The sequence below is a fragment of the Lysinibacillus sp. BPa_S21 genome (genome assembly GCF_023337795.1).
Taxonomy (GTDB): Bacteria; Bacillota; Bacilli; order Bacillales_A; family Planococcaceae; genus Lysinibacillus.
This window is the reverse complement of sequence record NZ_JALIRS010000003.1, coordinates 156,292-181,493: the sequence shown is the minus strand read 5'-3', so window position 1 is coordinate 181,493 and position 25,202 is coordinate 156,292. Positions and strand designations below refer to the sequence as shown.

General features: G+C 38.2%; 22 protein-coding genes. 18 read left to right on the top strand and 4 right to left on the bottom strand.

Going from position 1 to position 25,202, the window contains the following annotated elements; translation table 11 throughout:
• Positions 1 to 79 precede the first annotated feature (79 nt).
• Together MOK21_RS06780 and MOK21_RS06775 are read right to left on the bottom strand one after the other, a co-directional pair.
• Entirely contained in the window at positions 80 to 1,732 is a 1,653-nt protein-coding gene (locus MOK21_RS06780; RefSeq protein WP_249073183.1) for a peptide ABC transporter substrate-binding protein, read from the bottom strand.
• 1,122 nt (positions 1,733 to 2,854) lie between these two features.
• The gene (locus MOK21_RS06775) at positions 2,855 to 4,552 is read right to left on the bottom strand and encodes an Rqc2 family fibronectin-binding protein (protein WP_249073182.1); all 1,698 of its coding nucleotides are present in this window, start codon (positions 4,550 to 4,552) and stop codon (positions 2,855 to 2,857) included.
• 820 nt (positions 4,553 to 5,372) lie between these two features.
• On the opposite strand from MOK21_RS06775, the gene MOK21_RS06770 reads away from it, so the two are divergent.
• The 15 genes from MOK21_RS06770 (at position 5,373) to spoVM (ending at position 20,160) form a co-directional block, all read left to right on the top strand.
• Positions 5,373 to 6,248 carry a YicC/YloC family endoribonuclease gene (locus MOK21_RS06770; RefSeq protein WP_249073181.1) on the top strand — a complete coding sequence of 292 codons (876 nt, stop codon included), beginning with the start codon at positions 5,373 to 5,375 and terminating at the stop codon, positions 6,246 to 6,248.
• A 43-nt stretch (positions 6,249 to 6,291) separates the two neighbouring features.
• Positions 6,292 to 6,909, top strand: coding sequence for a guanylate kinase (gmk, locus tag MOK21_RS06765; RefSeq protein ID WP_132357484.1), 618 nt, complete (start codon positions 6,292 to 6,294; stop codon positions 6,907 to 6,909).
• A 4-nt stretch (positions 6,910 to 6,913) separates the two neighbouring features.
• Complete coding sequence (rpoZ, locus tag MOK21_RS06760; RefSeq protein WP_053483349.1) at positions 6,914 to 7,141, top strand: DNA-directed RNA polymerase subunit omega; 228 nt, start codon at positions 6,914 to 6,916, stop codon at positions 7,139 to 7,141.
• Positions 7,142 to 7,268: 127 nt separating this feature from the next.
• Positions 7,269 to 8,279 (top strand): bifunctional phosphopantothenoylcysteine decarboxylase/phosphopantothenate--cysteine ligase CoaBC, encoded by a 1,011-nt coding sequence (gene coaBC / locus MOK21_RS06755; protein ID WP_249073180.1) that lies wholly within the window; start codon positions 7,269 to 7,271, stop codon positions 8,277 to 8,279.
• Positions 8,276 to 10,681, top strand: a complete 2,406-nt coding sequence (priA, locus tag MOK21_RS06750) for a primosomal protein N' (RefSeq protein WP_249073179.1) — start codon at positions 8,276 to 8,278, stop codon at positions 10,679 to 10,681. Before coaBC ends, priA begins: the two co-directional genes overlap by 4 nt.
• Before the next feature lie 466 nt (positions 10,682 to 11,147).
• Entirely contained in the window at positions 11,148 to 11,642 is a 495-nt protein-coding gene (gene def, locus MOK21_RS06745; protein ID WP_249073178.1) for a peptide deformylase, read from the top strand.
• Position 11,643: 1 nt separating this feature from the next.
• Positions 11,644 to 12,585 (top strand): methionyl-tRNA formyltransferase, encoded by a 942-nt coding sequence (gene fmt, locus MOK21_RS06740; RefSeq protein WP_249073177.1) that lies wholly within the window; start codon positions 11,644 to 11,646, stop codon positions 12,583 to 12,585.
• Positions 12,582 to 13,943, top strand: a complete 1,362-nt coding sequence (gene rsmB / locus MOK21_RS06735) for a 16S rRNA (cytosine(967)-C(5))-methyltransferase RsmB (RefSeq protein ID WP_249073176.1) — start codon at positions 12,582 to 12,584, stop codon at positions 13,941 to 13,943. Before fmt ends, rsmB begins: the two co-directional genes overlap by 4 nt.
• Complete coding sequence (rlmN, locus tag MOK21_RS06730; RefSeq protein WP_249073175.1) at positions 13,943 to 15,085, top strand: dual-specificity RNA methyltransferase RlmN; 1,143 nt, start codon at positions 13,943 to 13,945, stop codon at positions 15,083 to 15,085. Before rsmB ends, rlmN begins: the two co-directional genes overlap by 1 nt.
• Positions 15,086 to 15,091: 6 nt before the next feature.
• Positions 15,092 to 15,841 carry a Stp1/IreP family PP2C-type Ser/Thr phosphatase gene (locus MOK21_RS06725; RefSeq protein ID WP_249073497.1) on the top strand — a complete coding sequence of 250 codons (750 nt, stop codon included), beginning with the start codon at positions 15,092 to 15,094 and terminating at the stop codon, positions 15,839 to 15,841.
• 2 nt (positions 15,842 to 15,843) lie between these two features.
• Positions 15,844 to 17,823: a Stk1 family PASTA domain-containing Ser/Thr kinase gene (pknB, locus tag MOK21_RS06720; protein ID WP_249073174.1), complete on the top strand. Its 1,980-nt coding sequence runs from the start codon at positions 15,844 to 15,846 to the stop codon at positions 17,821 to 17,823.
• 11 nt (positions 17,824 to 17,834) lie between these two features.
• Complete coding sequence (gene rsgA, locus MOK21_RS06715) at positions 17,835 to 18,719, top strand: ribosome small subunit-dependent GTPase A (RefSeq protein WP_249073173.1); 885 nt, start codon at positions 17,835 to 17,837, stop codon at positions 18,717 to 18,719.
• Between the two features lie 2 nt (positions 18,720 to 18,721).
• A complete protein-coding gene (rpe, locus tag MOK21_RS06710) occupies positions 18,722 to 19,390 on the top strand; it encodes a ribulose-phosphate 3-epimerase (protein ID WP_249073172.1) in 669 nt (222 codons plus the stop codon).
• A complete protein-coding gene (locus MOK21_RS06705) occupies positions 19,387 to 20,040 on the top strand; it encodes a thiamine diphosphokinase (RefSeq protein WP_249073171.1) in 654 nt (217 codons plus the stop codon). The genes rpe and MOK21_RS06705 overlap by 4 nt, the downstream gene beginning before the upstream one ends.
• An 18-nt stretch (positions 20,041 to 20,058) precedes the next feature.
• Positions 20,059 to 20,160 carry a stage V sporulation protein SpoVM gene (gene spoVM, locus MOK21_RS06700; RefSeq protein ID WP_139376952.1) on the top strand — a complete coding sequence of 34 codons (102 nt, stop codon included), beginning with the start codon at positions 20,059 to 20,061 and terminating at the stop codon, positions 20,158 to 20,160.
• Positions 20,161 to 20,372: 212 nt separating this feature from the next.
• On the opposite strand, the gene rpmB is transcribed toward spoVM, so the two are convergent.
• Together rpmB and MOK21_RS06690 are read right to left on the bottom strand one after the other, a co-directional pair.
• Positions 20,373 to 20,561, bottom strand: a complete 189-nt coding sequence (gene rpmB / locus MOK21_RS06695) for a 50S ribosomal protein L28 (protein WP_079560418.1) — start codon at positions 20,559 to 20,561, stop codon at positions 20,373 to 20,375.
• Between the two features lie 284 nt (positions 20,562 to 20,845).
• Entirely contained in the window at positions 20,846 to 21,583 is a 738-nt protein-coding gene (locus tag MOK21_RS06690) for an IclR family transcriptional regulator (RefSeq protein ID WP_249073170.1), read from the bottom strand.
• A 223-nt stretch (positions 21,584 to 21,806) separates the two neighbouring features.
• On the opposite strand from MOK21_RS06690, the gene MOK21_RS06685 reads away from it, so the two are divergent.
• From MOK21_RS06685 to MOK21_RS06675, 3 genes are all read left to right on the top strand, one after another.
• Entirely contained in the window at positions 21,807 to 22,679 is an 873-nt protein-coding gene (locus MOK21_RS06685; RefSeq protein ID WP_249073169.1) for a dimethylarginine dimethylaminohydrolase family protein, read from the top strand.
• A gap of 16 nt (positions 22,680 to 22,695) precedes the next feature.
• On the top strand, positions 22,696 to 23,457 hold the full coding sequence (locus MOK21_RS06680) for a dimethylarginine dimethylaminohydrolase family protein (RefSeq protein WP_249073168.1): 762 nt from the start codon (positions 22,696 to 22,698) through the stop codon (positions 23,455 to 23,457).
• A 305-nt stretch (positions 23,458 to 23,762) separates the two neighbouring features.
• The gene (locus MOK21_RS06675) at positions 23,763 to 25,196 is read left to right on the top strand and encodes an amino acid permease (RefSeq protein WP_249073167.1); all 1,434 of its coding nucleotides are present in this window, start codon (positions 23,763 to 23,765) and stop codon (positions 25,194 to 25,196) included.
• Positions 25,197 to 25,202: the final 6 nt, after the last annotated feature.

Below are 25,202 nucleotides of genomic sequence, written 5' to 3'. Positions count from 1 at the left end.
ATAAGTGCTTTCGTATTTTAAAAAGAGCTGACCCGCGCCGTGGCTACGAGGCAGCTCTTCGCTTTAGAGCTTTAAACAATTATTTCATTTTTACATATTTAAGGTGAATATCACCAGTATCGTTAGGATCTAAGTTTTCAATACCTTTTTTAACTACTGAAGGGTGTGTATAGTAGTAAATAGGCGCAACTGGGAATTCAGTCATAATGATTGATTCTGCTTTTTTTAGATACTCAAGACGTTTAGCTTCATCTGCTTCAGCAACAGCCTTATCTAAGAAGCCTTTGTATTCAGCGTTTTCCCAACCAGTATCGTTGTTACCGTTTTTAGCAGTATCGTACATTTCAAGGAATGTATATGCGTCTAGATAGTCTGCTACCCAACCATAACGACCAGCTTGGTAGTCACCAGTGTTTAGTTTGTCAAGATAAACTTGCCATTCTGAATTATCAAGCTTAACATTAATGCCTAGATCTTTGCTCCATTGTTCTTGAACAAATTGAGCGACTGCGGCATGTGCTTCAGAAGTATTAAATGAAATGTTAATTGTGATATCTTTAGGATCCTTAATGCCAAGTTCTTTCATACCAGCTTCAAGAGCAGCTTTTGCTCCTTCAACATCATTGTCCTTAAAGTAACCACGATCTTTTTCAAATCCAGGAACTACGATTGGAACCATACCTAGAGCTGGTTTTTGGTCCGCTTTCGTTACGTTGTCAACTAATTTTTGACGATCAATTGCTAGAGTTAGAGCTTTTCGAATATTTACATTAGCCATAAGTTTGTCTTTTTTTGTATTGAATTTATACATATAAACACTTGCTTGGTCCTTGTTACTTAAAGAACCATCTTTTTTGAATTCATCAAGAGCATTAAGGTCTACTGTTTGGAATGGCGCACCAATATAGTCAAGCTCGCCACCTTTAAACTTAGTAGCAACAGTTGCTTCTTTTTCAACCATAGAAATATTTACAGTTTTAACATCAACATTTGATGCATCCCAATAGTCTTCATTTTTTGTAAGAACGATAGAATCACTATGTTTCCAATCACTTAATTTATAAGCACCATTTGTTACGTAATTTTCGCCTGCGTCTGCATACCATTCTTTATTAGCTTCAGCCGCTTTTTTGTTAATTGGTAAATAAGTTTTGAATGCTGCTAATTCTAAGAAATAAGGTGTTGGGTTTTCTAAAGTTACGACTAAAGTTTTGTCATCTTCAGCTTTGATACCAACATCATCTACAGAACCCTTTCCATCGTTGTATGCTTGAGCACCTTTAATTGGGTAGAAAATTGAAGAATACTCTGAAAGGTTTTCTGGGTTTAACACCCATTTCCAAGCATATTCGAAGTCTCCTGCTACAACTGAATCGCCATTTGACCATTTTGCATCACGTAAGTGGAAAGTATAAGTCTTTTTATCATCACTTATATCCCACTTCTCAGCCATACCTTCAGTAAGGTTACCTTCATTATCTACAACTGTTAGACCTTCGAAAACGTTAAGTAAGATTGCACTAGATGTAGTATCTGTTGCAAGCCCTGGGTGTAAAGATGGTGGTTCTGAAGCGACTGCTAATCTAAGCTCTTTAGCTTTTGAACCAGAATCTTTTGCGCCGTCTGAAGATGAAGAATTATCAGAATCTTCACCACCGAAGCCACATGCAGCTAATACTAGTGAAAATACTGCAAGGACAGTTAATAATAAAAACTTTTTGTTTTTAATCATGTGAATCCCCCTTATACAATTTTAAGCCTTTTGTGAAGCTCTTATTTAATATACCAAAAAATCATTGTGTACAAAATAAAAAAGATTCAAATTTATATAGTATTATCTGACATTTAAGAGGATGATAATTTTTTTCGATTCATTACATTGAAGAGAGAAAGCGCTTTCGTAGTAAAAAAATGATGTTTATTTGTTCGTGATATCAAAAAAGAATTAAAAACAGAGAAATAACTCACTAGAATGAAAATTCGTATTCTTCAGATAATGATATTATTATCAGAAAAATGAGTCAAAGGTCCTTGAGGTGATGCTTGTAAGGGGTTTGTATAAATTTGTAGAAAATTGAGGTAAAACTGAGTGATTTATATTCTTGGGCGGGCATTTTTTTTTGTAATTTATAATCTCGAAGAATGATTGTTTGTATCTAATAATGATATATAAGAATCTTGTTTTGTATTTATTTATGATTACCGAGTATAAGAGAGAAAAAAGAAGAATTAGAGTAAAATGTGCCTTTCTTACAGAATAAATGCACAGCATTTAAGTAAAGTATATTTTTTTGAAATAATTTACACATTACTTGAATATACGATAATGTATAAAAAAATAGTACATATATGAGTTTGAAGTGAATGGAAGAAAATCTTATAGGTTGTTGTGATGTTGTTTAATGTAGAAATCCATTTGTATCTCTTAGGAGGAAAACTTCTACATATAATTACTAAAAAATAAGGAAGTCGAACTTGCTTCATTTCGTTGTGTGGTCAATTTTACCATATTTTTACGACCAAGTGGTAGTCTTCCTAAAAATAAACAGTAGTTAAAGATAAACATTTCCTAAGAAATGTGAAGGTATCGTGGTGCTATAAGATGTTTCTTTCTAATGCTACGTACCGTTGCACTGACGCTTTCACTATCAGGAATGATGAAAACATAAATAAAGCAGAGCATGTCGATATGCTCTGCTTGAATGTTTAAAGCTTGAATTGATTAATTTCAGTTTGTAAGTCCGAGGATTTTCCGCTTAAATCTGTAGCAACATGATTTACTTGTTGAGGACAGATTAGGTGGTAATCACCACAAAAAAAGGAATACGATATAGTTCATACCGTATTCCACTCTTTAAGACTGTTTTTTTAACTGTAAAATGACAGCCTCATCTGGATCCATATATAAAGTCTTTTGTTCGAAGTAAATAACAAAACCAGGTTTAGCGCCATTTGGTTTTTTTACCTGACGTATTTCTGTGTAATCTACTGGAACAGAGGAAGAGTCTCTTGCTTTAGAAAAATAGGCAGCAAGTGTTGCAGCTTCTCGTAATGTTGTTTCGTCAGGTTCACTTGTATGAATGACAACATGTGAGCCTGGAATATCTTTTGTATGCAGCCAAATATCTGTGCGTTTAGCCATTTTAAAGGTAAGCATGTCATTTTGTTTGTTGTTTTTCCCAACAGAGATTGCTACACCTGTAGAAGAGACATAACGTTCGGGCTCAGGCTTCGCTAGTTTTTTCTTTTTTCTTGAATGACGTAGTTTCAGATAACCTTGTTCTGCTAATTCTTCGCGAATTTCTTCTATATCTCCTGGTGCAGCCTGTTGTACCTGCTGAGCAAGCATTTCGAAATAGGCTATTTCTTCCTTCGTTTTTTCTAACTGTTCTTGAACCATAATTAGGGCATTTTTTGCTTTTGTGTATTTTGTGTAATAGCTTTGTGCATTTTCAATAGGTGTTTTACGTTCACTTACTGGAATGGTGATTTCTTCATCTCCTGTTTCGCTATAATAGTTCGTAACAGTTACTTCCTTTACACCTTTTTCAAACGCGTAAATATTCGCCATCAGCAACTCCCCATATAATTGGAACTGATCTAGCTTAGACGCACGTTCGTAGTCTTTATTTAACTTTTTAGTTTTTAATAGAAGTTTGTCAATTTCATTTTGCAGCCATCGTTCTAAATCACCTGCCTGCTGTTTGACACGATCACGCTCAGCTCGAGCAAAGAATACGCGGTCAAGTAGCTCGTGAACATTTGGATAAGTTGTTATATCCCCTTGTAAATGTGTTAGCTCGATTGGTGAGAAGTAAGTTTTATTATTTGCATTTACATACATCGGCTTTGTTCCACCGTTATTAAAGGAAGCTATAAAATCTTTAAAGCAACTAACACGATCAGCAGTGTTGGTTAATCGGAATAATAGTTCCTCGGCATGTATAGGTGAGAAACCAATAAATTGCGAAACAACTTCCTTAGCCGTTTTAGGTTCAGAGAAAAACAGTGCTATCTGTTCGTCCGTTACTGCTAGAGGGTGCCATTTATTCTGTGCGGGCGGTGCGATATAAGGCTGACCAGGTAAAACTGTACGGAAACTATTCACGGAAGGCGGCAAATGTTTTAAGCTGTCGACTATTTTTCCCTGTTCCTTATCTATTAACAACAGGTTACTGTGACGGCCCATAATTTCAGCATGTAACTCCCTTACAATAGGGTCCCCAATTTCATTTTTACTTTCGATTTCTACTATTATAATACGATCAAAATCGTGCTGTTTAATAGAAGAAATAAAACCACCCTCTATATGCTTTCTCAACAGCATACAAAACATCGGGGGTTCTGCTGGATTGTCAATTGAATGCTCAGTAAGGTGAACGCGTGCGTAAGAAGAATGAATCGAAAAAAGTAATTTATGATTGCTTCCGTTCGCACGGATATGTAGTACGACTTCCTGAGCGTTTGGTTGATGTATTTTAGTGATCCGACCTGATACTAATTGTTGTAGGTCGGCTGTCATTGAATAAGTAAATAAGCCGTCAAATGCCATATGAATCCCTCTTTCCAACGATATAAGCATCCTTGGTACTTTCGTATTTTTTATTTTAACAGGTGCATTGATTAACCGTTTTTATCTACACAAATTACATAGAAGGTGCAGATTTCCGTTACGGGCTACTTGCTTTGTTGCTGTCTCTACGCTTTCGCACAGAGCAAAGCTTCCTGCGGGCGAGCGTCGAGCCGCTTCCTCCGCTAAAGGAACGAAGGCTAAGTGCGTCACGTCCTGTGACAATGCCTTCGTGACCAACATCGTGTTGGCCTCAGGGTCTCGTCTGTCTCGCTTTCCCGCGGGAGTCAAGTAGCCCTTCACTACAATCAGCTGCAAAATAACAAAAAAAATCACTCGATAGCAAAACGAGGTTTTCTTAATCAACACACCTTATAGTTAAATCCATTTATATGCTCATCACAATAAAGTGTGGTTGATTCCGTTCCGACTGGGCGGTATGTGGGGAACTCCAATGTGCCGCTAATCCCAAGGAGTTACCTAGTCGTAACGAAAATCAACTTCTAGATAGGGCGTACATTTTAACAAACACCAACTATATCTTTTAGTAATGGGCTTTTCTTATGTTTATCATAGCATTTTTTAGGTGAATATTAAAATATAGCTTCTATTGTGGTAGAATTAGCTTTTGCTTTATCTTCATTCAGTGGATGTCGTGGATTTTGAAAGGAATGAATTGTGCGGGCACAAATCAAAATCCGGACGCAATTACACCAAGGCGAAATTGATCTATTTTTTACGTCATAAATGACAGAGCTTATGTTATAATAATCCCAGTATGCAAAGAAGGGTGTGACGAACCTTGGTGCGTAGTATGACTGGTTTTGGCAGAGGTGTCACAACAACAAGAGACTTTCAATTAACCGTAGAAATGCGCTCGGTCAACCATCGATTTTTAGAAATTAATGCAAAGTTCCCGAAAGAATGGCTTGAAGCAGAAATTTTTGCTAAAAAATTAATTTCGCAAGATTTGTCACGTGGCAAAATTGATGTGATGGTTTATGTTAAGGATTTAGAGAACGTCGAGCAATCTATTGAAATTAATTGGTCATTAATTGAAGCGTATCGTAAGGCAAAAGAGCAATTAGCAAATAAAGTACCATTAGAAGAAAAATGGACAATGCAAGAAGTACTATCGCTTGAACAAGCACTTGTACAGAAAAAGCCACAGCTTACACCTGAGGATTTACTCTATGCTGTTGAAAAGGCTATATCACAAGCACTTGAACAGCTAATACAAATGCGTGAGCGTGAAGGGCAAGAATTGCATGATGTTGTTGTACAATATAAAGAACAGTTAATAGAACAAGTGAACCAGATTCGTTCATGCGCTTCTCATGCTGTTGCAAAATATCGTACACGATTATCAGAAAGAATTACTGAAGTGGCGGATGGAGCGTTGTTAGAAGATCGTCTATTTGCTGAAGTAGCGATATTTGCTGAACGTGTGGACATCACTGAAGAATTAGATCGATTAGATAGTCACTTTCATCAACTGGAAGAAACATTACAAGAAACAATTTCAGTTGGCCGTAAATTAGACTTTTTAATGCAGGAAATACATCGCGAGATCAACACGATTGGTTCAAAAAATCAATCAACAGAGGCGTCCGTTGCAGTCGTTCAGGCGAAAACAATTTTAGAAAAGATGCGCGAGCAAGTTCAAAATATCGAATAGCTTGCTTGTATCTGTTATAAATTAAGGGAGATATAGAGAATAAATGATAAAAGAACGTGGATTATTAATTGTTCTGTCTGGCCCATCTGGTGTAGGTAAAGGGACAGTGCGAAAAGAATTATTTTCTCAGCCGAATACGAATTATGAGTATTCCATCTCGATGACAACACGAAATCCTCGCGAAGGTGAAGTAGATGGTGTAGACTATTTTTTCAAGACACGTGAAGAGTTTGAAGCGTTGATTGAACAGGGTGGCTTATTGGAGCATGCTGAATTTGTAGGGAATTATTACGGAACTCCGTTAGCCTACGTAAATGAAACACTTGATGCAGGACGTGATGTGTTTTTAGAAATCGAAGTGCAAGGTGCTGCGCAAATCCGCAAAAAGGCACCAGATGCATTATTTATTTTCTTAGCCCCACCAAGCTTAACGGAATTAAAAGATCGTTTAGTTGGTAGAGGGACGGAAACAGCAGACGTAATTGCGAAGCGTATTGCAACTGCAAGTGAGGAACTCGAAATGATGAGTCTTTATGATTACGTAGTTGAAAATGATGAAGTGACAAATGCTTGTGATCGTATCAATGCGATCATAAAAGCGGAGCATTGTCGTAGAGAACGTGTTGAAAAAAGATATTTGTCAATGTTGAGAGGAGAATAAACCTATGTTATACCCATCAGTAGATACATTAAAAAAAGAAATCGATTCAAAATACTCTTTAGTAAGCCTAGCATCTAAACGTGCTCGTCAAATGCAAGAGGAACAAGACACTGAACGCTTACACAAGTATGTTTCCCATAAATACGTAGGGAAAGCACTTGAAGAAGTAGCAGCAGGTGTACTTACGAAAGTGTCACAGGATGAGTCAACTGTGTACGAAGACGAAATCTAACATTGATATAAAGAAGCTTTTGCGAAATTAATGTTAACGTCTGCAGTGGATTTTTGATTATACAGAATGTCGAGAGCTCCCGAGGAATGTTCCTTTGGGAGCTTATCATTTGAAAGGACGATTGTGCATGAATAAAAATATTTTACTTTGTGTTTCAGGTGGTATAGCGGTTTATAAGGCCGTTGCTCTAGTTAGCAAGCTATCTCAGGCAGGAGCAAATGTAAAGGTTATCATGACAGCATCAGCAAGACAATTTGTGAATCCGCTGAGCTTTCAAGTTATGTCCAAAAATGATGTTTTTTTCGATACTTTTGATGAAAAGGATTCGAGTGTTATTGCCCATATTGAGTTGGCGGATTGGGCAGATTTAATTTTAGTTGCACCAGCTACAGCAAATATTATAGGAAAACTGGCGAATGGAATTGCAGACGATATGGTAACAACGACCTTGCTTGCAACAACAGCCCCTGTATGGCTTGCACCGGCGATGAATGTACATATGTATGACCATCCAGCGGTAAAACGAAATTTAGCACAGTTACAATCTGATGGCTATCAATTTATTGAGCCTTCGGAAGGATTTTTGGCATGTGGCTATGTTGGTAAAGGCCGTTTAGAGGAGCCAGAAAAAATAACGGCGATCGTGCAAGAATTTTTTTCAGAGAAGCTTAAGCCTTTAGCAGGTAAAACGGTAGTGATTACAGCTGGAGCGTATTATGTTCCATTGGACGAGCACCATGTGATTAGCACACAATCAAATAGTAGAATTGGTCAGGCAATAGCAGAGGAAGCAAAAACGCTTGGGGCAAATGTAGTCCTTATAGATAAGAATGAAACAAGCGTGTATAAGCTCTTTGATCAGCTTGCAGATTATAAAAAACAATATCCATCTGCATTTTTTATCCATGCAGCAAATACACCTACAATTGAAGGAGCACCAATATTATCCGTTGAAGGAATGACCTCAATCACTTTTGGGCAAAAAGTGATTGGTAAACCAATGCTAACAATCAAGTCTGACACGTGGATTGATTTTAGTGACACAGCGGAAGTAAAAGGTCAATTGTGGGATACGACAAATGCCATGCAGTTTGCGCAAGCATTTTGGACATATGTATTACAGGGTGAGAAGCAATGATTGCTGAGGTTATAGTGGATGTTTCAACTTACCATGTGGATCGTCCATTTGACTATGAAGTGCCTACAGAATGGACGCATATTATCGAAATGGGATGTCGCGTAAAAGTACCGTTTGGGCCAAGAAATGTTCTAGGATTTGTGGTTGGGTTAAAAAATGAAACAGATGTACCATCTAATAAATTAAAGTCGATCGCGCAAATTTTAGATATAGAGCCTGTATTAACAGAAGAAATGCTATTAATGGCAAAGTGGCTGAAAAACGAAACGATTTGCTATGAAATTGATGCCTTACAGGTCATGCTCCCATCAGCGCTTCGTGCGAAGTATGAGAAAATCATAACGCTACTAGTGGAGAAAGATGCTTTGCCAGATGAGGCTCAAGCTATTTTTGGGAAACGACAACAGGTTAATTTCAAAGAATTCGAGCGTGCTGAGTCACTTCCGTTATTAAAACAACTTATCACTAATAAAATTGTAAAAATCGAAAATGTTGTTAAGCAGCAAGGGAATGTGAAAGAAATACGGATGGTCAAAATTTCAGATAATCAGCAAGATATCGCTAAGGCTATGGAAGGTGCAGCGAGAGCAGCTAAACAACGCCAGCTGATTGAATGGATGGGCAGGCACCTAGGAGAGGTGCTATTGCCACAAAAAATCTATGAGGAAACAGGTGCATCCTCCGCGGTATTACAGTCAGTTATTGAAAAAGGAGCCGCCCATTTTATACAAGAAGAGGTGTATCGTGACCCCTTTACGAAGGAGGTTTCCCGAACTCAATCTTTACAATTGACGGATGAGCAGTACAATGCATTAAAGGCTATTACAAGTTCAATGGAAAATCAGACAGCGCAAACTTTTTTACTACACGGCGTCACGGGAAGTGGTAAAACTGAAGTGTATTTGCAAGCGATACAAAAGGTGTTAGATGAAGGTAAGGAAGCCATTATGTTGGTGCCTGAAATATCATTAACACCACAAATGACAGAACGTTTTCGTAGTCGTTTTGGTGAGATGGTTGCTGTAATGCATAGTGGTTTATCTGTCGGTGAAAAATATGATGAATGGCGTAAAATTCAGCAAGGAAAGGTGAGCGTCGTTGTTGGGGCACGCTCGGCAATTTTCGCACCTTTTACAAATATAGGTCTTATTATTTTAGATGAAGAACATGAATCGACATACAAGCAAGAAGATTCACCGCGTTATCACGCTAGAGATGTAGCGATATGGCGAAGTGAATTTTATAAATGTCCTGTTATTTTAGGTAGTGCAACGCCCGCGCTTGAGTCATTTGCGAGAGCAAAAAAGGACGTGTATAGTTTGCTATCGTTAAGGCAACGTGCTTTGCATCAACCATTGCCAACCGTTTTTATTGCTGATATGCGAGAAGAGCTTCAAAAAGGGAATCGTTCTATGTTTTCGGAGCAGCTTGTTGAGGCTATACGTGTAAGACTTGAGAAGAAAGAACAGATGGTGCTCTTTTTAAATCGTCGTGGCTATTCTTCTTTTGTGCTTTGTCGCGATTGTGGAACGGTTGTACAATGCCCGAACTGTGATATTTCGTTAACGTATCATCGAACAACAGAGAAATTAAAATGTCATTATTGCGGATATGAGGAGCATGTTCCTCAAATATGCCCACAATGCCAAAGTGAGCATATTCGTTATTTTGGTACAGGAACCCAAAAAGTCGAAGAAGAAATTTATAAGCTATTTCCTGAGGCAAGAGTTCTCCGAATGGATGTTGATACAACAAAGCACAAAGGTGCACATGAAGAAATTTTACAAGCATTTGGGGAAGGACAAGCAGATATTTTGCTAGGGACACAAATGATTGCTAAAGGTCTTGATTTTCCTAATATTACGCTTGTGGGTGTACTTAGTGCTGATACATCACTGCATTTACCAGATTACCGTGCAGCGGAGCGTACATTCCAATTATTAACGCAGGTTAGTGGTAGGGCTGGACGTCATGAAAAGCATGGTGAGGTGATTATTCAATCGTATACACCAGAGCATTATGCAATTGAATTGGCAAAAATACAAGATTATGAGCCATTTTACGAACGTGAAATGTTTTTACGCCGCCGTTCAAGCTACCCGCCGTATTATTATGTAGCACTTGTTCAACTATCTCATGAGGATGTTATGATGGCGGCAGAATATGCTGGACGTGCGGTGGATTGGCTAAGGGAAAACTTATCTAACCGGGTAGCAATTATTGGTCCAACAACCGCAAGCATTAGTCGTCTCCAAAATAGATATCGTTATCAATGTTTGATAAAATATAAAATTGAACCAAATCTCATTCCTGTATTACAGCGCCTTCTAGCGATGTATCGAGCGGAATGGATTAAACAGGGTATATTAATGACGGTAGATTTAGATCCGTCAACTATATAAAATAGTTCATCTCCATATTGGACATGACATTTTGTTAAAACGTATGCAATGTATAATAGTTGATTGGAGTGGAGGTTGGGCGACTCCTTGGGGATTAGCAATAGAGGAACGAAGGCTAAGAGCATCACATCCTGTGATACCGCCTTCGTGACCAACCTCGGTGCTGCTGCCGCTACGTTAGCACTACGCTTTCGCGCAAAAAACATCTGTTGGCCCGAGACCCTGCAGCGAAGCGAAGCGGCTCATCGTATGCCCCCAGGAAGCTTTGCTCTGTGCGAAAGCGAAGCGGCAGCAGCAAATGTTTTCTGTAGCGAAAGCGCAGCGTCAGCTACAAATGTTTTATCTGCGCGAAAGCGAAGCGGCAGCGGCAAAGCGCCCAGCCGGAACGGAAATCAGCCCCACATTATGACGTAGTGTTACAAATAGACAAGGTATAAGCCTTAAATATAGAAATGAGGAACATAATATGGCAATTAAAAAAGTTGTAGAACATCCAGCAAAGGTACTATCAACGCCGTGCGCGGAAGTAACAGAAATTAATGAAGAAATTATTACATTACTAGATGATTTATATGACACAATGGTTGAATACGATGGCGTTGGTATTGCAGCCCCACAAATAAATGTAGGATTACGAGTTGCAATCGTTGAGCTTGGCGAGGAACGCGATATTTTAGAAATGATTAATCCAACTGTTATTAAAACAGATGGTGCTGAAGTAGATATTGAAGGATGTTTAAGCTTTCCGGGATTATACGGTGAGGTTGAACGACCTGACTATGTGAAAATTGAAGCGTGTGACCGTGAAGGACGTGTATATGAGCTAGAAGCGGGAGGCTTTGATGCACGAGCAATTTTACACGAAATCGATCATTTAGATGGCGTTCTATTTGATTCAAAAATCAAACGTATTCTAACTGAAGAAGAGCTTGAAGCATTGTACGCTGAAGAGGAGGAATAATATGACTTCAATAATTTTTATGGGAACACCTGATTTCTCCGCACCAATTTTGCGTATGCTACATCATGAAGGTTATGACATTAAAGCTGTAGTTACACAACCAGATCGTCCAGTTGGGCGTAAGCGTGTGCTAACACCACCACCTGTGAAAGCAGCAGCGATGGAGTTAGGTTTACCTGTTATTCAGCCTGAAAAGCTACGTGGTTCTGAGGAATTACAGCAAATTATTGATTTACAGCCTGACCTAGTCGTAACGGCTGCTTTTGGACAAATTTTGCCGAAAGAATTGCTAGATGCACCACCTCTTGGTTGTATTAACGTCCATGCGTCACTTTTACCGAAGTATCGTGGTGGAGCACCTATTCATCAAGCAATTATTGATGGTGAAAAAGAGACTGGCGTAACGATTATGTACATGGCGCAAAAGCTTGATGCAGGTGATATTATTTCTCAAAAGGCTATTCCAATCGAAGAGGATGATCATACGGGTGGACTATTCGATAAGCTAAGTGTTGTAGGTTCTGATTTATTAAAAGCTACACTTCCTTCTATTATAAATGGAACAAATAATCGTACCGTGCAGGATGAAGCACAAGTAACATTTGCCAGCAATATTTCGCGTGAACAGGAACGTATTGATTGGACAAAGGATGCTACAACTTTATACAATCAAGTGCGTGGTCTTCACCCTTGGCCAGTAGCCTACACAACATTCGAAGATGGCAATTTTAAAATTTGGTGGGCACAGGTTGGCAACACGAAGCATGATGTTAAAACTGGTGAAGTTGTTGCGATTGCAAAGGATCATTTTGAAGTTGCAGCAGGAAATGGTACAACACTTGCCCTGTATGATGTACAACCAGCTGGTAAAAAACGCATGACAGCAGAGGAATATTTACGTGGTACAGGTTCTAAATTACAGATTGGGGACCAGTTTAAATGAGTAAAAAAAGCGTAGTAATTTGGGATGGAAATGTGCGTGATGCTGCACTTTCTATTCTGCTAGCAGTAGATAAAAATCAAGCCTATAGTAATTTACTTTTAAATGAAACGATCAAGCGACATAAAATTGAAGCGAAGGATCGTGCGCTTTTAACAGAAATTACGTATGGGACACTCCAATATAAAATGACGCTTGATTACTATTTAGAGCCATTTATTCGTGGTTCAGTGGATCATTGGGTGCGCTGGCTTTTACGTTTATCTTTATATCAAATGCATTATTTAACACGTATTCCACCACATGCAGCGGTAAATGAAGCTGTAGAAATTGCTAAGCGTCGGGGTCACCAAGGTATTGCCTCAATGGTAAACGGTATTTTACGATCTATTTTACGTCAGGGTGTACCTTCTACCGATGACATTAATGATCCAATCGAGCGCCTTGCTATTGAAACGAGTCATCCCGAGTGGTTAGTGCAACGCTTTGTCGATAACTATGGTATTGAAGTAGCTGCTGAAATGTTACATGAAAATAATGTGCCTCCCGTGCAAACTGTACGTGTCAATACAACGAAAGCAAGTGTTGATCAAGCGATTGCTAGTATAGAAGCGGAAGGTTTAACAGCGAAAAAAAGCGACCTAATGCCTGAATGCTTATATGTAACAAACGGTCAGCCCGCTCGGACAAAGGCATTCCAAGAAGGACTTATTACCATTCAGGATGAAAGCTCAATGATTCCTGCGAATGTTTTGCATCCATCTCCAGGTATGCGCGTCTTAGATATGTGTGCAGCTCCAGGTGGAAAGACAACACATATAGCTGAAATCATGAAAAATGAAGGTTCGATTTTAGCGACTGACCTTCACCCTCATAAATTAGATTTAATCGACCATAATACGGAACGTCTAGGGATTGATATAGTAGAGACTGCTCCGATTGACGGGCGTAAAGCTCCAGATTTTCTAAAAGCAGAATCATTCGACGCTATTTTAGTCGATGCGCCATGTAGTGGTTTAGGTGTTATGCGTCGTAAGCCGGATATTAAATATACAAAACGGGAGGAAGATTTAGCAAACCTCCAAAAAATACAATTGGCGCTATTAGATGCTGCAACAAAAGTATTGAAAATAGATGGCAAACTTGTGTACAGTACATGTACAGTCGATAAAAAAGAAAATGAAGGCACTGTAGAAGCCTTTTTATCAGCGCATCCAGAAATGGAAGCTATACAACTAGAATCTTTACCAACAAAATTAGCGGAAAAGCAAGCAAATGGCATGCTTCAAGTCTTTCCACAAGACTTTGGCAGTGACGGTTTCTTCGTTGCCGCCTTTCGTAAAAAAGGAGAATCCAACTAATGGTGGATCAAGAGAAATTTAATGAGCGTATAAACGACTTAGTTGACGAAGCAGAAGAAAAGCCAGTTCGACGTGCGAAAAAAGAAAAACCAAATTTAAAGGAATCGGTCTATTCATTACAGCCGAAACAGTTAGAAGAATGGTTAAAGGAAAATGATGAAAAACCGTTCCGAGCAGCTCAAATTTATGATTGGCTTTATAATAAACGTGTCAAAACATTTGCTGAAATGTCTAACCTTTCAAAAGGATTACGCGAAAAACTTGAAGCAAGTTTTTCATTAACGACATTATCAACAATTATTAAACAGGAATCTAAAGATGGTACGATCAAGTTTTTATTCCAGTTACAAGATGGCTATTCTATTGAAACTGTATTAATGCGACATGAATATGGGAACTCTGTTTGTGTAACGACACAGGTAGGCTGCCGAATTGGCTGTACGTTTTGTGCGTCAACTTTAGGTGGGTTAAAACGTCACTTACTAGCAGGGGAAATCGTGGAGCAAGTTGTTAAAGTGCAGCAAACTTTAGATGAAGTGGGCGAGCGTGTTTCACATATTGTCATTATGGGTATTGGAGAACCTTTCGATAATTATGATGCGATGATGAACTTCTTAAAAGTCATCAACAATGAAAAAGGATTAAATATTGGTGCGCGTCATATCACTGTATCAACATCAGGGATTGTTCCAAAAATTTATCAATTTGCAGATGAACAGCTCCAAATCAATTTTGCAGTATCTTTACATGCACCAAACCAAGAGGCTCGTCAAAAACTGATGCCTATTGCACGTGCTTACAAATTGGATGAATTAATGGAAGCTGTCCGTTACTATACTAAAAAAACTGGCCGACGTGTAACTTTTGAATATGGTTTAATGTCTGGCGAAAATGATTCAGTTGAAATTGCCGAAGAGTTATCGGCATTAATAAAAGGAATTAAATGTCACGTAAACTTAATTCCGGTAAACTACGTACCAGAACGTGATTATGTTCGCACATCCCGTAGTCAAATTTTTGCCTTTGAAAAAACTTTAAAGAAGAATGGTATTAACGTAACGATCCGCCGAGAGCAAGGTTCTGATATTGCTGCTGCGTGTGGACAATTACGTGCGCAAGAGAGATCTGAAGAGACGAGGTGACCAGTGTTGGAATACACAGTCGAAAGTGATATTGGGTTAAAACGAGCAATTAATGAAGACCGTGCGGCATTTTTTATTCGTCCAGACGGGCTTGCACTAGCACTTGTAGCAGACGGCATGGGTGGTCATAATGCTGGCGATGTAGCGAGTGATATGGCGATGAAACAGATAGAATCCGTTTTTTTACAGGCAGAGGCACATCATTTTGCATCAACAACATCAAAAAAAGAGTGGTTATTACAAGCAGTCAAGCAATTGAATAAAAGTATATACGACTATTCTTTATCACATGAAGACTGTAAAGGAATGGGCACGACGTTTATTGCAGTGTTAATTGAAAAGAATCATTGCTTTATCGCCCATGTTGGCGATAGTCGTGTGTATTATTTCTTTGAGGATGGTGCACAACAAATAACAAGAGATCACTCCTATGTAAATGTTCTGGTTGAAAATGGTGAAATTAGTGAAGAGGAAGCGCTGACACATCCGAAGAAAAATTTCATCTTAAAAGCAATTGGTACAGAAGAAACGATTGAACCAGACTTTTATGAAGTAGATTTAGCATCAGAATCGTATTTACTCATTTGCTCTGACGGTTTAAGCAATAAACTTACAGTATATGAAATGGCATCAATTATTACGTATCCAGATTCAGTAGAAGAAAAAGGACGAAAACTTGTGGAATTAGCAAATGCAAGCGGGGGAGAAGACAATATCTCCCTCGTGTTGCTCACAAGGCAAGATGAGGAGGTGTAAGTATGCTTGTAGGTAAACGAATTAGTGACCGCTATAAAATTATAGGGCTTATTGGTGGCGGTGGTATGTCTAATGTTTATTTAGCACATGACATGATTTTAAACCGTGATGTAGCGATCAAAATATTGCGCTATGATTTTACCAATGAGGATGAATTGTATCGCCGTTTTCAACGTGAAGCACTTTCAGCCACAAGCCTTACACACCCGAATATCGTTAGTGTTTATGATGTAGGTGATGATGGTGATCTACATTATATTGTGATGGAGTATGTCCAAGGAAAAACATTAAAGCAGTACATACAGGAATTTGCACCAATTTCCCCTGCCAGATGTGTGCATATTATGAAGCAGTTAACGTCAGCAATTGCCAATGCTCATGAAAATCATATTATCCATCGTGACATTAAGCCTCAAAATATTTTAATGGATGCAGAGGGCAATGTAAAAATAACTGATTTTGGTATCGCAATGACGCTAAGTGCAACATCATTTACACAAACGAACTCCGTGCTTGGAACGGTGCATTATTTATCGCCTGAGCAGGCTCGTGGTGGTACGGCAACAAACAAATCCGATATTTATGCACTTGGCATTGTTTTATATGAATTATTAACAGGGGAATTGCCATTTTCAGGCGATTCAGCTATTTCTATCGCACTTAAACATTTACAATCAGAGACGCCATCAGTTCGTGCCTTCGATGCTACAATTCCACAAAGTGTGGAAAATGTTGTGCTAAAAGCTACAGCCAAAGATGCTTCTCATCGTTATTCGACTGTAGAAGAAATGCAAGCAGATTTGGAAACAGTGTTATCACCAAATCGTATGAATGAACCGAAGTTTGTTATACCGGTAGATAATGATGTGACAAAGGCTATTCCGATTATAAAGGAACCAACTGTACGTCAAGATGAAGATTTAATGCAGACAAGAGCAATCGAACCAATTACACAATCAAAGCCGAAACCCGAAGCGAAGAAGCCTGTTGAAAAGACAGTGCCTGTAAAGAAAAAGAAAAAATGGCCAATAGTTGTTGCTGGACTAGTAATAGTAGCCATCGCCATTTTCCTATTTGTTTTTTTTGCTACAGAGCTTTTTAGCCCAAAAAAGATACCTGTACCTAGTGTGGCTAATTTGACAATTGAGGAAGCTACGAAGAAATTAGTGGCTGAAGGTTTTACTGTTAGTAAAGAACATCAGGAGCGCTATGATGAGGATGTTGAAAAGGATAAAGTCATTGAAACGGACCCTGCGGAGGGTACGGAACGTGTAAAAGGTACGGAAATAGACTTAATCGTTAGTCTTGGGATAGAAACGACGAAAGTGGAAGATTATAGAGGAAAGCAAATTAGCCAAGTCGAACCAATGATAGAAGGTAAATTTTCAAATATTGAAGTTAACCCTGTGCATTCAAAAGAACCTGAAGGAAAAATCATTGAGCAAGAGCCGAAACCTCAGGAAGAAGTAATTGCAAAAGATACAACGATGAAATTTACGGTAAGTGCAGGTGTACAAATGGTTACCGTAGATAATGTTGTGAATTACACAAAGGCTGAAATGGATGAGTATGTAAGAAGAAAAGGCTTAAATTGGCGTATTGTTCGTGAAGAACATAGTGATACAGTAGCTGCCGGAAGTGTTATTTCCCAATTGACAAGAGAAGGGGCTGAAGTTGAAGCAGGCTCTACAATAGCTGTTGTTATAAGTAAGGGACCAGCCGAAAAACCTGTGAAAACTTATTTGAGAACTGTGAAAATTCCATATGAACCATCAGAGGAAGGTATCGAACAAAAAATTCGAATTGAAGTTCAAGATAAAATCCATTCAATGGCAAAACCATATGATGAGTTTTCTATTACGAGTGATAGGGAATACAAAATACAATTTGTTGTTGAAGAAGGTCAACAAGTAGCCTATAAAATTTTACGTGATTCGCAAATCATTGATGAAGATAGTTTCAATTATGCTGATATTAAATAAGGGGGAATTGGATGGCTCAAGGCCAAATTCGTAAAGCATTAAGCGGTTATTATTATGTATATGATGGACATCAGCTTATACAATGTCGAGGACGTGGGGTATTTCGCAATCGCGGGGAATCCCCCCTCGTTGGCGACATTGTAGAATATACATTGGAAATAGAGGGATCTGACGGTACTATTCAAAAAATTATGGAACGTCAAAATGAATTAGTACGTCCTCCGATAGCCAATATTGATCAAGGAATTCTTGTATTTTCTGTAAAAGAACCTAATTTTAATACAATTTTGCTGGATCGTTTTCTAGTGGTTTTAGAGTCATTTCATGTGCATCCGATTATTTGTTTAACAAAGATGGATTTGCTAGAAGACGATGAACGTGAGGAATTGCAAGGTTATATAGCAGATTATGAACGTATGGGTTATACCGTGTTACAAACCTATAAGGATGAGGAAGAGTTAGTTGACCGTCTACAGCCTATTTTAAAGGATAAAACGTCAGTATTAGCTGGGCAATCTGGAGTTGGGAAATCTACACTATTGAATACATTGATTCCAGATTTAAATTTAAAAACGGGGATTATTTCACAAAGCTTAGGTCGTGGAAAACATACGACTCGCCATGTCGAATTAATAGAGGTATGTAACGGCTTATTAGCAGATACTCCAGGATTTAGTTCATTTGATTTTGATGAAATAGAAAAAGAAGAATTAGGCGCATGCTTCCCTGAAATGGCCCGTATCGCAGATGATTGTAAATTTAGAGGCTGTTTACACTTAAAGGAACCAAAATGTGCAGTAAAAGCAGCTGTTGAGACGGGAGAAATTCGTGATTACCGTTATAAACACTACGAACAATTTATGCAAGAAATTATGGATCGAAAGCCGAGGTATTAATGATGATACAAATAGCACCATCAATTTTAGCAGCTAACTTTGCTAAATTAGGAGAAGAAGTAAAGGAAGTAGAAAAGGCAGGGGCACAGCTTATTCATATCGATGTTATGGACGGTCATTTTGTGCCGAATATTTCATTTGGCTCGATTGTATTAGACGCCATTCGTCCTTTAACTGATTTACCGCTAGACGTTCATTTAATGATCGAAAATCCTGATCAGTATATTGAACAATTTGCCAAAGCAGGTGCAGATTATATTACCGTGCATGTAGAAGCTTGCCGTCATTTACACCGTACAATTCAATTAATTCGTTCATTTGGAGTTAAACCTGGTGTTGTTTTAAACCCACATACACCAATAGAATCTATTCAACACATTTTAGAAGATATTGATATGGTGTTGTTCATGACAGTGAATCCAGGTTTTGGTGGGCAAAAATTCATTCATTCTGTTGTGCCAAAAATTGAAGCATTAGCAACTATTATTAAAGAACGTAATCTCGATATTGCTATAGAGATCGACGGTGGCATTAATGCAGAGACTATTATTCCTTGTGCTAAAGCAGGAGCAACGATTTTTGTAGCTGGTTCTGCAATTTACAGTAAAGAAGATCGTTCCGCGGCCCTACAGGAAATTTTAGCTGCTGGTGAGGCTGCGGTTCAAGGATGACAGTAGTCGTTGTTTGTGCAGGAGGGCCGAGAGAGGAACTCTGTTCATTAAGTCCGTATAAAGAGCAAAATGATGTGTTATTTATCGGAGCAGACCGAGGAGCGCTATATTTAATCGAGCAAGGAATCACCCCACATGCCATAGTAGGAGATTTTGACTCACTATCGCAAGAGGAATATGAACTGGTGATGGCACATACAAATGATAGACAACGATTCCAGGAAGAAAAAGATGAAACAGATACGGATTTAGCGTTATTAAAAGCCTTGACCTTTACACCGCTAGAAATTGTCCTTACAGGTGTTACTGGAGGTCGTCTAGATCATTATGAGGCGGCGGTTCGTTCGATTTATCGTTTACAAAAAGAGCATCCGCAAGTAGTATTAAAGATTATTAATCATGCAAATATGTTGCAATTTTTAATGCCGGGCACACATATCATTGAAGCAAACGAACAATACCGTTATTTGTCTTTCTTTGCACATGAAGAGCCGATTAAAGATGTGACATTAAGGCAAGTAAAGTATGAAACAACAAATGAAGAAATCTCTCTCGGTACGTCTCGCTTTACAAGTAATGAAATAATAGGGCATTCAGGGTCTATATCTTTCACGCAAGGCATATGTTTAATGATAAGAAGCATAGATTAGCGTAAGGGGGAGAGAGTCCTGAAAGTATATACGTTCCAACTGCCGAAATTTGTAAGTAGTATTACGCGTACATGTATCAACATTTTTAAAAAAGACAAGAAAGTAAAAAAATCCGACTAAAACTAGTCGGATTTTTCTGTAGTGTTGAAAATATAGTTCTTCGTCAACGAAGAATGTAAAGAAAGCCGCAATCAATTACATTCCTTGCAATTGATTGCGGCTTAGTCATATTATATAAAAATTCACAAAGGCGGTTGGTAGTTTGCCCAGTTAATAAGACAGAAAAAAATCGATTTGCGCCAAATGCGAAATCGATTTTTTGGAAGCGACGATTAAACGCGCTCGATTTTACCTGATTTTAATGCACGAGCAGAAACCCATACACGTTTTGGTTTACCGTCTACTAAGATACGAACTTTTTGAAGGTTAGCACCCCAAGAACGTTTGCTAGCGTTCATAGCGTGGGAACGGTTGTTACCAGTACGAGCTTTACGCCCAGTGATTACACATTGTTTTGGCATGTTGTATTCCCTCCTTACTGTCAATGCTGAAAGATTATTATTTCAGTTCGGTATTTCACATACCATAATAATTTAACATACGATGACGTTCAGTGCAACAGTTTTCATATAACCTTTCAAGAAAAAAACCTTTACAGACGAAAATTACTTGTTAAATAATGGTTATTAATTCCTAGGTAATACAATTTTTGGTGTATAGTATTTTGCGATAAACCCGCATTAACGCCCAATTGAAGAAGACTAATAATCAGTGGGGATAAAGAGAAATGGATGGAAGCTTCAATTTATTTTCCTCGGTAGCCAAGCTTCGTAGAAACACGTTTACCAGTTGCCACTAAACGCTCTGTAAGGGTATTAATATGGTCCGCTGAAACATTAAAGCTAACAAATCCTATACTTACTGCACCTACTACTTCATTGAAGCCATTTAAAATAGAAACCGCAATGGAGGATGTTCCTGCTGTTCTTTCGCCATGACTAATGGCAAATCCTTGTAGTCTTATTTGCTCAAGCTGTGCCTCTAATTCAGCAATTTCTTCATGAGGCGTAAGCTGATCCATAATTTCCGTTGCTTGAGAAAACGGCATTGTGGCTAATATGGCCTTATTGGCAGCCCCAATGGGCATCGGTATACGAATTCCTAACTGATCGTAAATACGAATTGGATTAGCTGCACTGTCTATTCTTTCGATAATAATTGTATCTAAACCAGCAGGCTTACTTAAATAGACACTTTCCTCGACTTCTCTTGCTAATCGCTCTAACTCTGGCCTAATTTTACTAATATAGTCCATCGTATCATACACTTGTAAGCCAAGTTCCATCCATATTGTACCGAGCCGATATTGTTTAGTTTGATCGTCTTGTTCAATCATTCCTTCCTTAATCATCGCTTTTAAAATTCTATGTAATGTACTAAGTGGTAAATTGCATTTTACCGAAAGCTCTGAAATGGACAAGCTGTTGTCGCTTGCAGAAGCTAAAACTTTTGCAATTGTCATAGCTCGTTCTAATAATTGCATGGATGTCCCACCTCCCCTACATTTATTTTATTTTTAAACCTTGTCTACGTCTAGCTACATCATCGTGAAGCTCTATTTCATTACGCTTCCAACTTTGAAAAAGAGCGAATATAGTAATTTTTCAAAATATATTGACAGTATACCTTAAAACACATATATTTTTCATATAAACTTTCCTCTTAACGGAAACGTTTTCCACTATGCGGAAAAAGGGGTGAAAGGAATGCATTATTGTTCATCAATGTATGCACCTTTGAAACATGTAATAGTAAAACATCCAAAAGATGCTTTCCGAAGCCAAGCGTATCTTAGCGATGAATGGAAAACATTTAACTACTTATCAGAACCTAATTATAAGGAGGCTCTGAAAGAATATGCTGATTTTATGAGCATTCTAGAAAAGTATGTTGAGAAAATTGATTTTTTACCAGAATCAGATGAAATAGGGTTGGATTCGCTGTATGCACATGATCCTGTAAAATTCACACCAAATGGCGCCATTATATTGAAATCTGGCAAAAAATTAAGACAGCCAGAAGCAGCGGTTTATAAAGCTTTTTTAATGGAAAAGGATATTCCACTTATCGGAGAATTGACTGGAGAGGCTGTATCAGATGGTGGCGATATTGTTTGGCTTGATGATCGGACACTTGTTGTAGGTCGAGGTTATCGAACGAATGATGAAGCTATTCGACAGCTAAAAGACTTGACCAAGGATATTGTCGATGAATTCATTGTTGTACAGCTACCACATGATTTAGGGGAAGCAGAATGTTTACACTTAATGTCCTTCATTAGTATGGTGGACAAGGATTTAGCGGTTGTACATTCAAGATTAATGCCAGTTTTTTTCCGTCAGCTTTTAATCGAACGAGGTATTCAATTAATTGAAGTTCCGAAAGAAGAGTACGATGCGCTAGGTTGTAACGTGTTAGCTCTTGCACCTAGAGTATGTATTATTCCAAATGGAAATCCAATGACAAAGCAACAATTACTTAATGCAGGCGCAACGGTGTATGAATATGAAGGGAATGAGATTTCGATAAAAGGAACAGGTGGACCAACATGTCTAACTTGCCCAGTAGTAAGAGGATAAAAGGAGATGGAGTAAAATGTTTAAAAATGTTATTGTGAAAAATCCAGGAAATAGCTATTTAAATGGCTTAACGACTAGTGATTTAGGAAAACCAATTTTAGAAAAATTATTTGAGCAGCATGAAAAATATATAGAAGCTTTAAAGAAATGCGGCGTAGAGGTTACACTGCTCCCAGCGAACGAAGCCTTCCCAGATTCAACATTCGTAGAGGATACAGCTGTTTTAACACCTGAATTTGCTATTATTTCAAATCCAGGTGCAGAAGATCGTAATCGAGAGATTGAGGAAATCGAACCAGCAGTTAAAAAGTTCTATGAAAATATTTACTATATCAAAGGTCAAGGAACGCTTGATGGAGGAGATGTATTACAGGCAGAAAGGAAATTTTATGTCGGCATCTCTGACCGTACTAATGAAGAAGGAGCTCGACAATTTAAAGAAATCGTTGAAAAAGAGGGTTATGAGGCAACGATTATTCCGTTAAAGGAATTTTTCCATTTAAAAACGGGCATTGCATATGTTGGTGAAAATCGAATGGTGCTAGCTGGAGAGTTTATCGATCACCCCGCATTCGAATCCTATGAAAAAATTATTATTCCGAAAGAGGATGAGTATTCAGCAAACTGTATTCAAGTAAATGATTATGTCATTATTCCAGCGGGCTATCCAGAAACAAATCGTAAATTAAATGATTTAGGCTACCAAACAATTGAACTTGAAATGTCTGAATTTAGAAAACATGATGGTGGTCTAAGCTGTTTGTCATTACGTTTTTAACTTCTTTTAGCGGGTGTAAAAACATCCGTTGAAATAGAGGAACCCAGCCCAAGAACGCCACGTCCTGTGATAATTTATCTGTGCGACAGCGAAGCGACAGTAACAATAATAACAACAACACAAGGCTAAGTGACCTACATCACGTTGGCCCAAAGCCTCTAGGCGGATGTCATGGAATATGCCTAGGCATCATTGATTTCAATGTAAAAATACCCAATCAATTTATATGAGATAAATTGATTGGGTACTTTAGTAAATAAAATATCAGAATATTCCATATATTAACAATTAGAGAGTGGGGATGGATGTTGAGTAAAGGGGAACAACGGCAAGATCATCAATTAAACCGTTCAATGAAGAGTCGTCATTTATTAATGCTATCGCTTGGTGGCGTTATTGGAACAGGACTATTTTTAAATGTTGGCTATACAATTAATCAAGCAGGTCCTGGAGGCGCATTAATTGGTTATCTATTTGGTGGCTTAATATTGTACATGGTCATGAATTGTCTTGGAGAATTAGCTGTTTACATGCCTGTAACTGGTTCTTTCCAAACCTATGCAACACGTTTTATTAGTCCTTCGGCCGGATTTTCTTTAGGATGGATGTATTTTGTCGGGTCAGCTGCCACAGCGGGGGTAGAATTTACTGCAGCGGGAATTTTGATGCAACATTGGTTCCCACAAGTCCCTATTTGGATATGGTGCGCTGTATTTATGGTGCTGTTATTTACTTTAAATGCACTGACAACTAGAGGCTTTGCAGAAGCAGAGTTTTGGTTTGCCAGCATTAAAGTCATTGCGGTGATTGCATTTATCGTTATAGGAGTTGCAGCAATTTTTGGATTGATTCCGTTAGCTGATCGACCAACACCACATTTTACGAATTTAGCACCGTCTGGTTTATTCCCGGCCGGTATAACGATTATATTTGTCACAATGATGAATGTTATCTTTTCCTATCAAGGTTCTGAACTTGTCGGTATTGCAGCAGGAGAAACTGAAAATCCAGAGAAAAATATTCCTCGGGCAATAAGAACCATTCTATTTAGAATTATAGTCTTCTATATTGCTTCTATTATCGTTTTATCTGCAATATTCCCGTCAACGGAGCTAGGACTACTGGAAAGCCCTTTTGTCACATTGATGAATTTAGCTGGCGTTCCATATGCTGCTAGTATCATGAACTTTGTTATTTTAACGGCGATCCTATCAGTAGGCAACTCATGTCTATATGCTTCAACACGTTTATTATGGCCAATGTCAAAAGAGGGAATGGCTCCTAAATTATTTGGACGACTAACGAAAAATAAAGTGCCATTAAATGCACTCATTTTCACGATGCTTTTTTCGCTACTTTCTTTATTAACGAGCGTGATGGAAGCAGATGCAGTATTTGTTTTACTCATGTCTATTGCAGGAATTTCTGTAACCATCTCGTGGATGGGGATTTGCGCATCTCAATTGATGTTCCGACATCATTTTGTGAAAGCAGGTGGAGATGTAGCTAGCTTAAAATTTAAAACGCCATTTTATCCATTGATTCCAGTGTTCTGTATTAGTTTTTGCATGCTAATTCTTATCTTTTTAGCATTCGATGCAACACAAAGAGTTGGTTTACTTTATGGTATTGGATTCTTTATCGCTTGCATGATTTTTTATAAATTAAAATTGAGTAAAACAAATACAGTTTCTTCTGAGTTTAAAATGGAAAATGAGGAATCACTTGATATACATTGATATGTA

What these genes read in the sequence shown, in the direction of transcription:
- MOK21_RS06780 (WP_249073183.1), bottom strand. Translation starts at nt 1,732, where the DNA reads ATGATTAAAAACAAAAAGTTTTTATTATTAACTGTCCTTGCAGTATTT.
- MOK21_RS06775 (WP_249073182.1), bottom strand. Translation starts at nt 4,552, where the DNA reads ATGGCATTTGACGGCTTATTTACTTATTCAATGACAGCCGACCTACAA.
- gmk (WP_132357484.1), top strand. Translation starts at nt 6,292, where the DNA reads ATGATAAAAGAACGTGGATTATTAATTGTTCTGTCTGGCCCATCTGGT.
- rpoZ (WP_053483349.1), top strand. Translation starts at nt 6,914, where the DNA reads ATGTTATACCCATCAGTAGATACATTAAAAAAAGAAATCGATTCAAAA.
- coaBC (WP_249073180.1), top strand. Translation starts at nt 7,269, where the DNA reads ATGAATAAAAATATTTTACTTTGTGTTTCAGGTGGTATAGCGGTTTAT.
- priA (WP_249073179.1), top strand. Translation starts at nt 8,276, where the DNA reads ATGATTGCTGAGGTTATAGTGGATGTTTCAACTTACCATGTGGATCGT.
- def (WP_249073178.1), top strand. Translation starts at nt 11,148, where the DNA reads ATGGCAATTAAAAAAGTTGTAGAACATCCAGCAAAGGTACTATCAACG.
- fmt (WP_249073177.1), top strand. Translation starts at nt 11,644, where the DNA reads ATGACTTCAATAATTTTTATGGGAACACCTGATTTCTCCGCACCAATT.
- rsmB (WP_249073176.1), top strand. Translation starts at nt 12,582, where the DNA reads ATGAGTAAAAAAAGCGTAGTAATTTGGGATGGAAATGTGCGTGATGCT.
- rlmN (WP_249073175.1), top strand. Translation starts at nt 13,943, where the DNA reads ATGGTGGATCAAGAGAAATTTAATGAGCGTATAAACGACTTAGTTGAC.
- pknB (WP_249073174.1), top strand. Translation starts at nt 15,844, where the DNA reads ATGCTTGTAGGTAAACGAATTAGTGACCGCTATAAAATTATAGGGCTT.
- rsgA (WP_249073173.1), top strand. Translation starts at nt 17,835, where the DNA reads ATGGCTCAAGGCCAAATTCGTAAAGCATTAAGCGGTTATTATTATGTA.
- rpe (WP_249073172.1), top strand. Translation starts at nt 18,722, where the DNA reads ATGATACAAATAGCACCATCAATTTTAGCAGCTAACTTTGCTAAATTA.
- MOK21_RS06705 (WP_249073171.1), top strand. Translation starts at nt 19,387, where the DNA reads ATGACAGTAGTCGTTGTTTGTGCAGGAGGGCCGAGAGAGGAACTCTGT.
- rpmB (WP_079560418.1), bottom strand. Translation starts at nt 20,561, where the DNA reads ATGCCAAAACAATGTGTAATCACTGGGCGTAAAGCTCGTACTGGTAAC.
- MOK21_RS06690 (WP_249073170.1), bottom strand. Translation starts at nt 21,583, where the DNA reads ATGCAATTATTAGAACGAGCTATGACAATTGCAAAAGTTTTAGCTTCT.
- MOK21_RS06685 (WP_249073169.1), top strand. Translation starts at nt 21,807, where the DNA reads ATGCATTATTGTTCATCAATGTATGCACCTTTGAAACATGTAATAGTA.
- MOK21_RS06680 (WP_249073168.1), top strand. Translation starts at nt 22,696, where the DNA reads ATGTTTAAAAATGTTATTGTGAAAAATCCAGGAAATAGCTATTTAAAT.
- MOK21_RS06675 (WP_249073167.1), top strand. Translation starts at nt 23,763, where the DNA reads ATGTTGAGTAAAGGGGAACAACGGCAAGATCATCAATTAAACCGTTCA.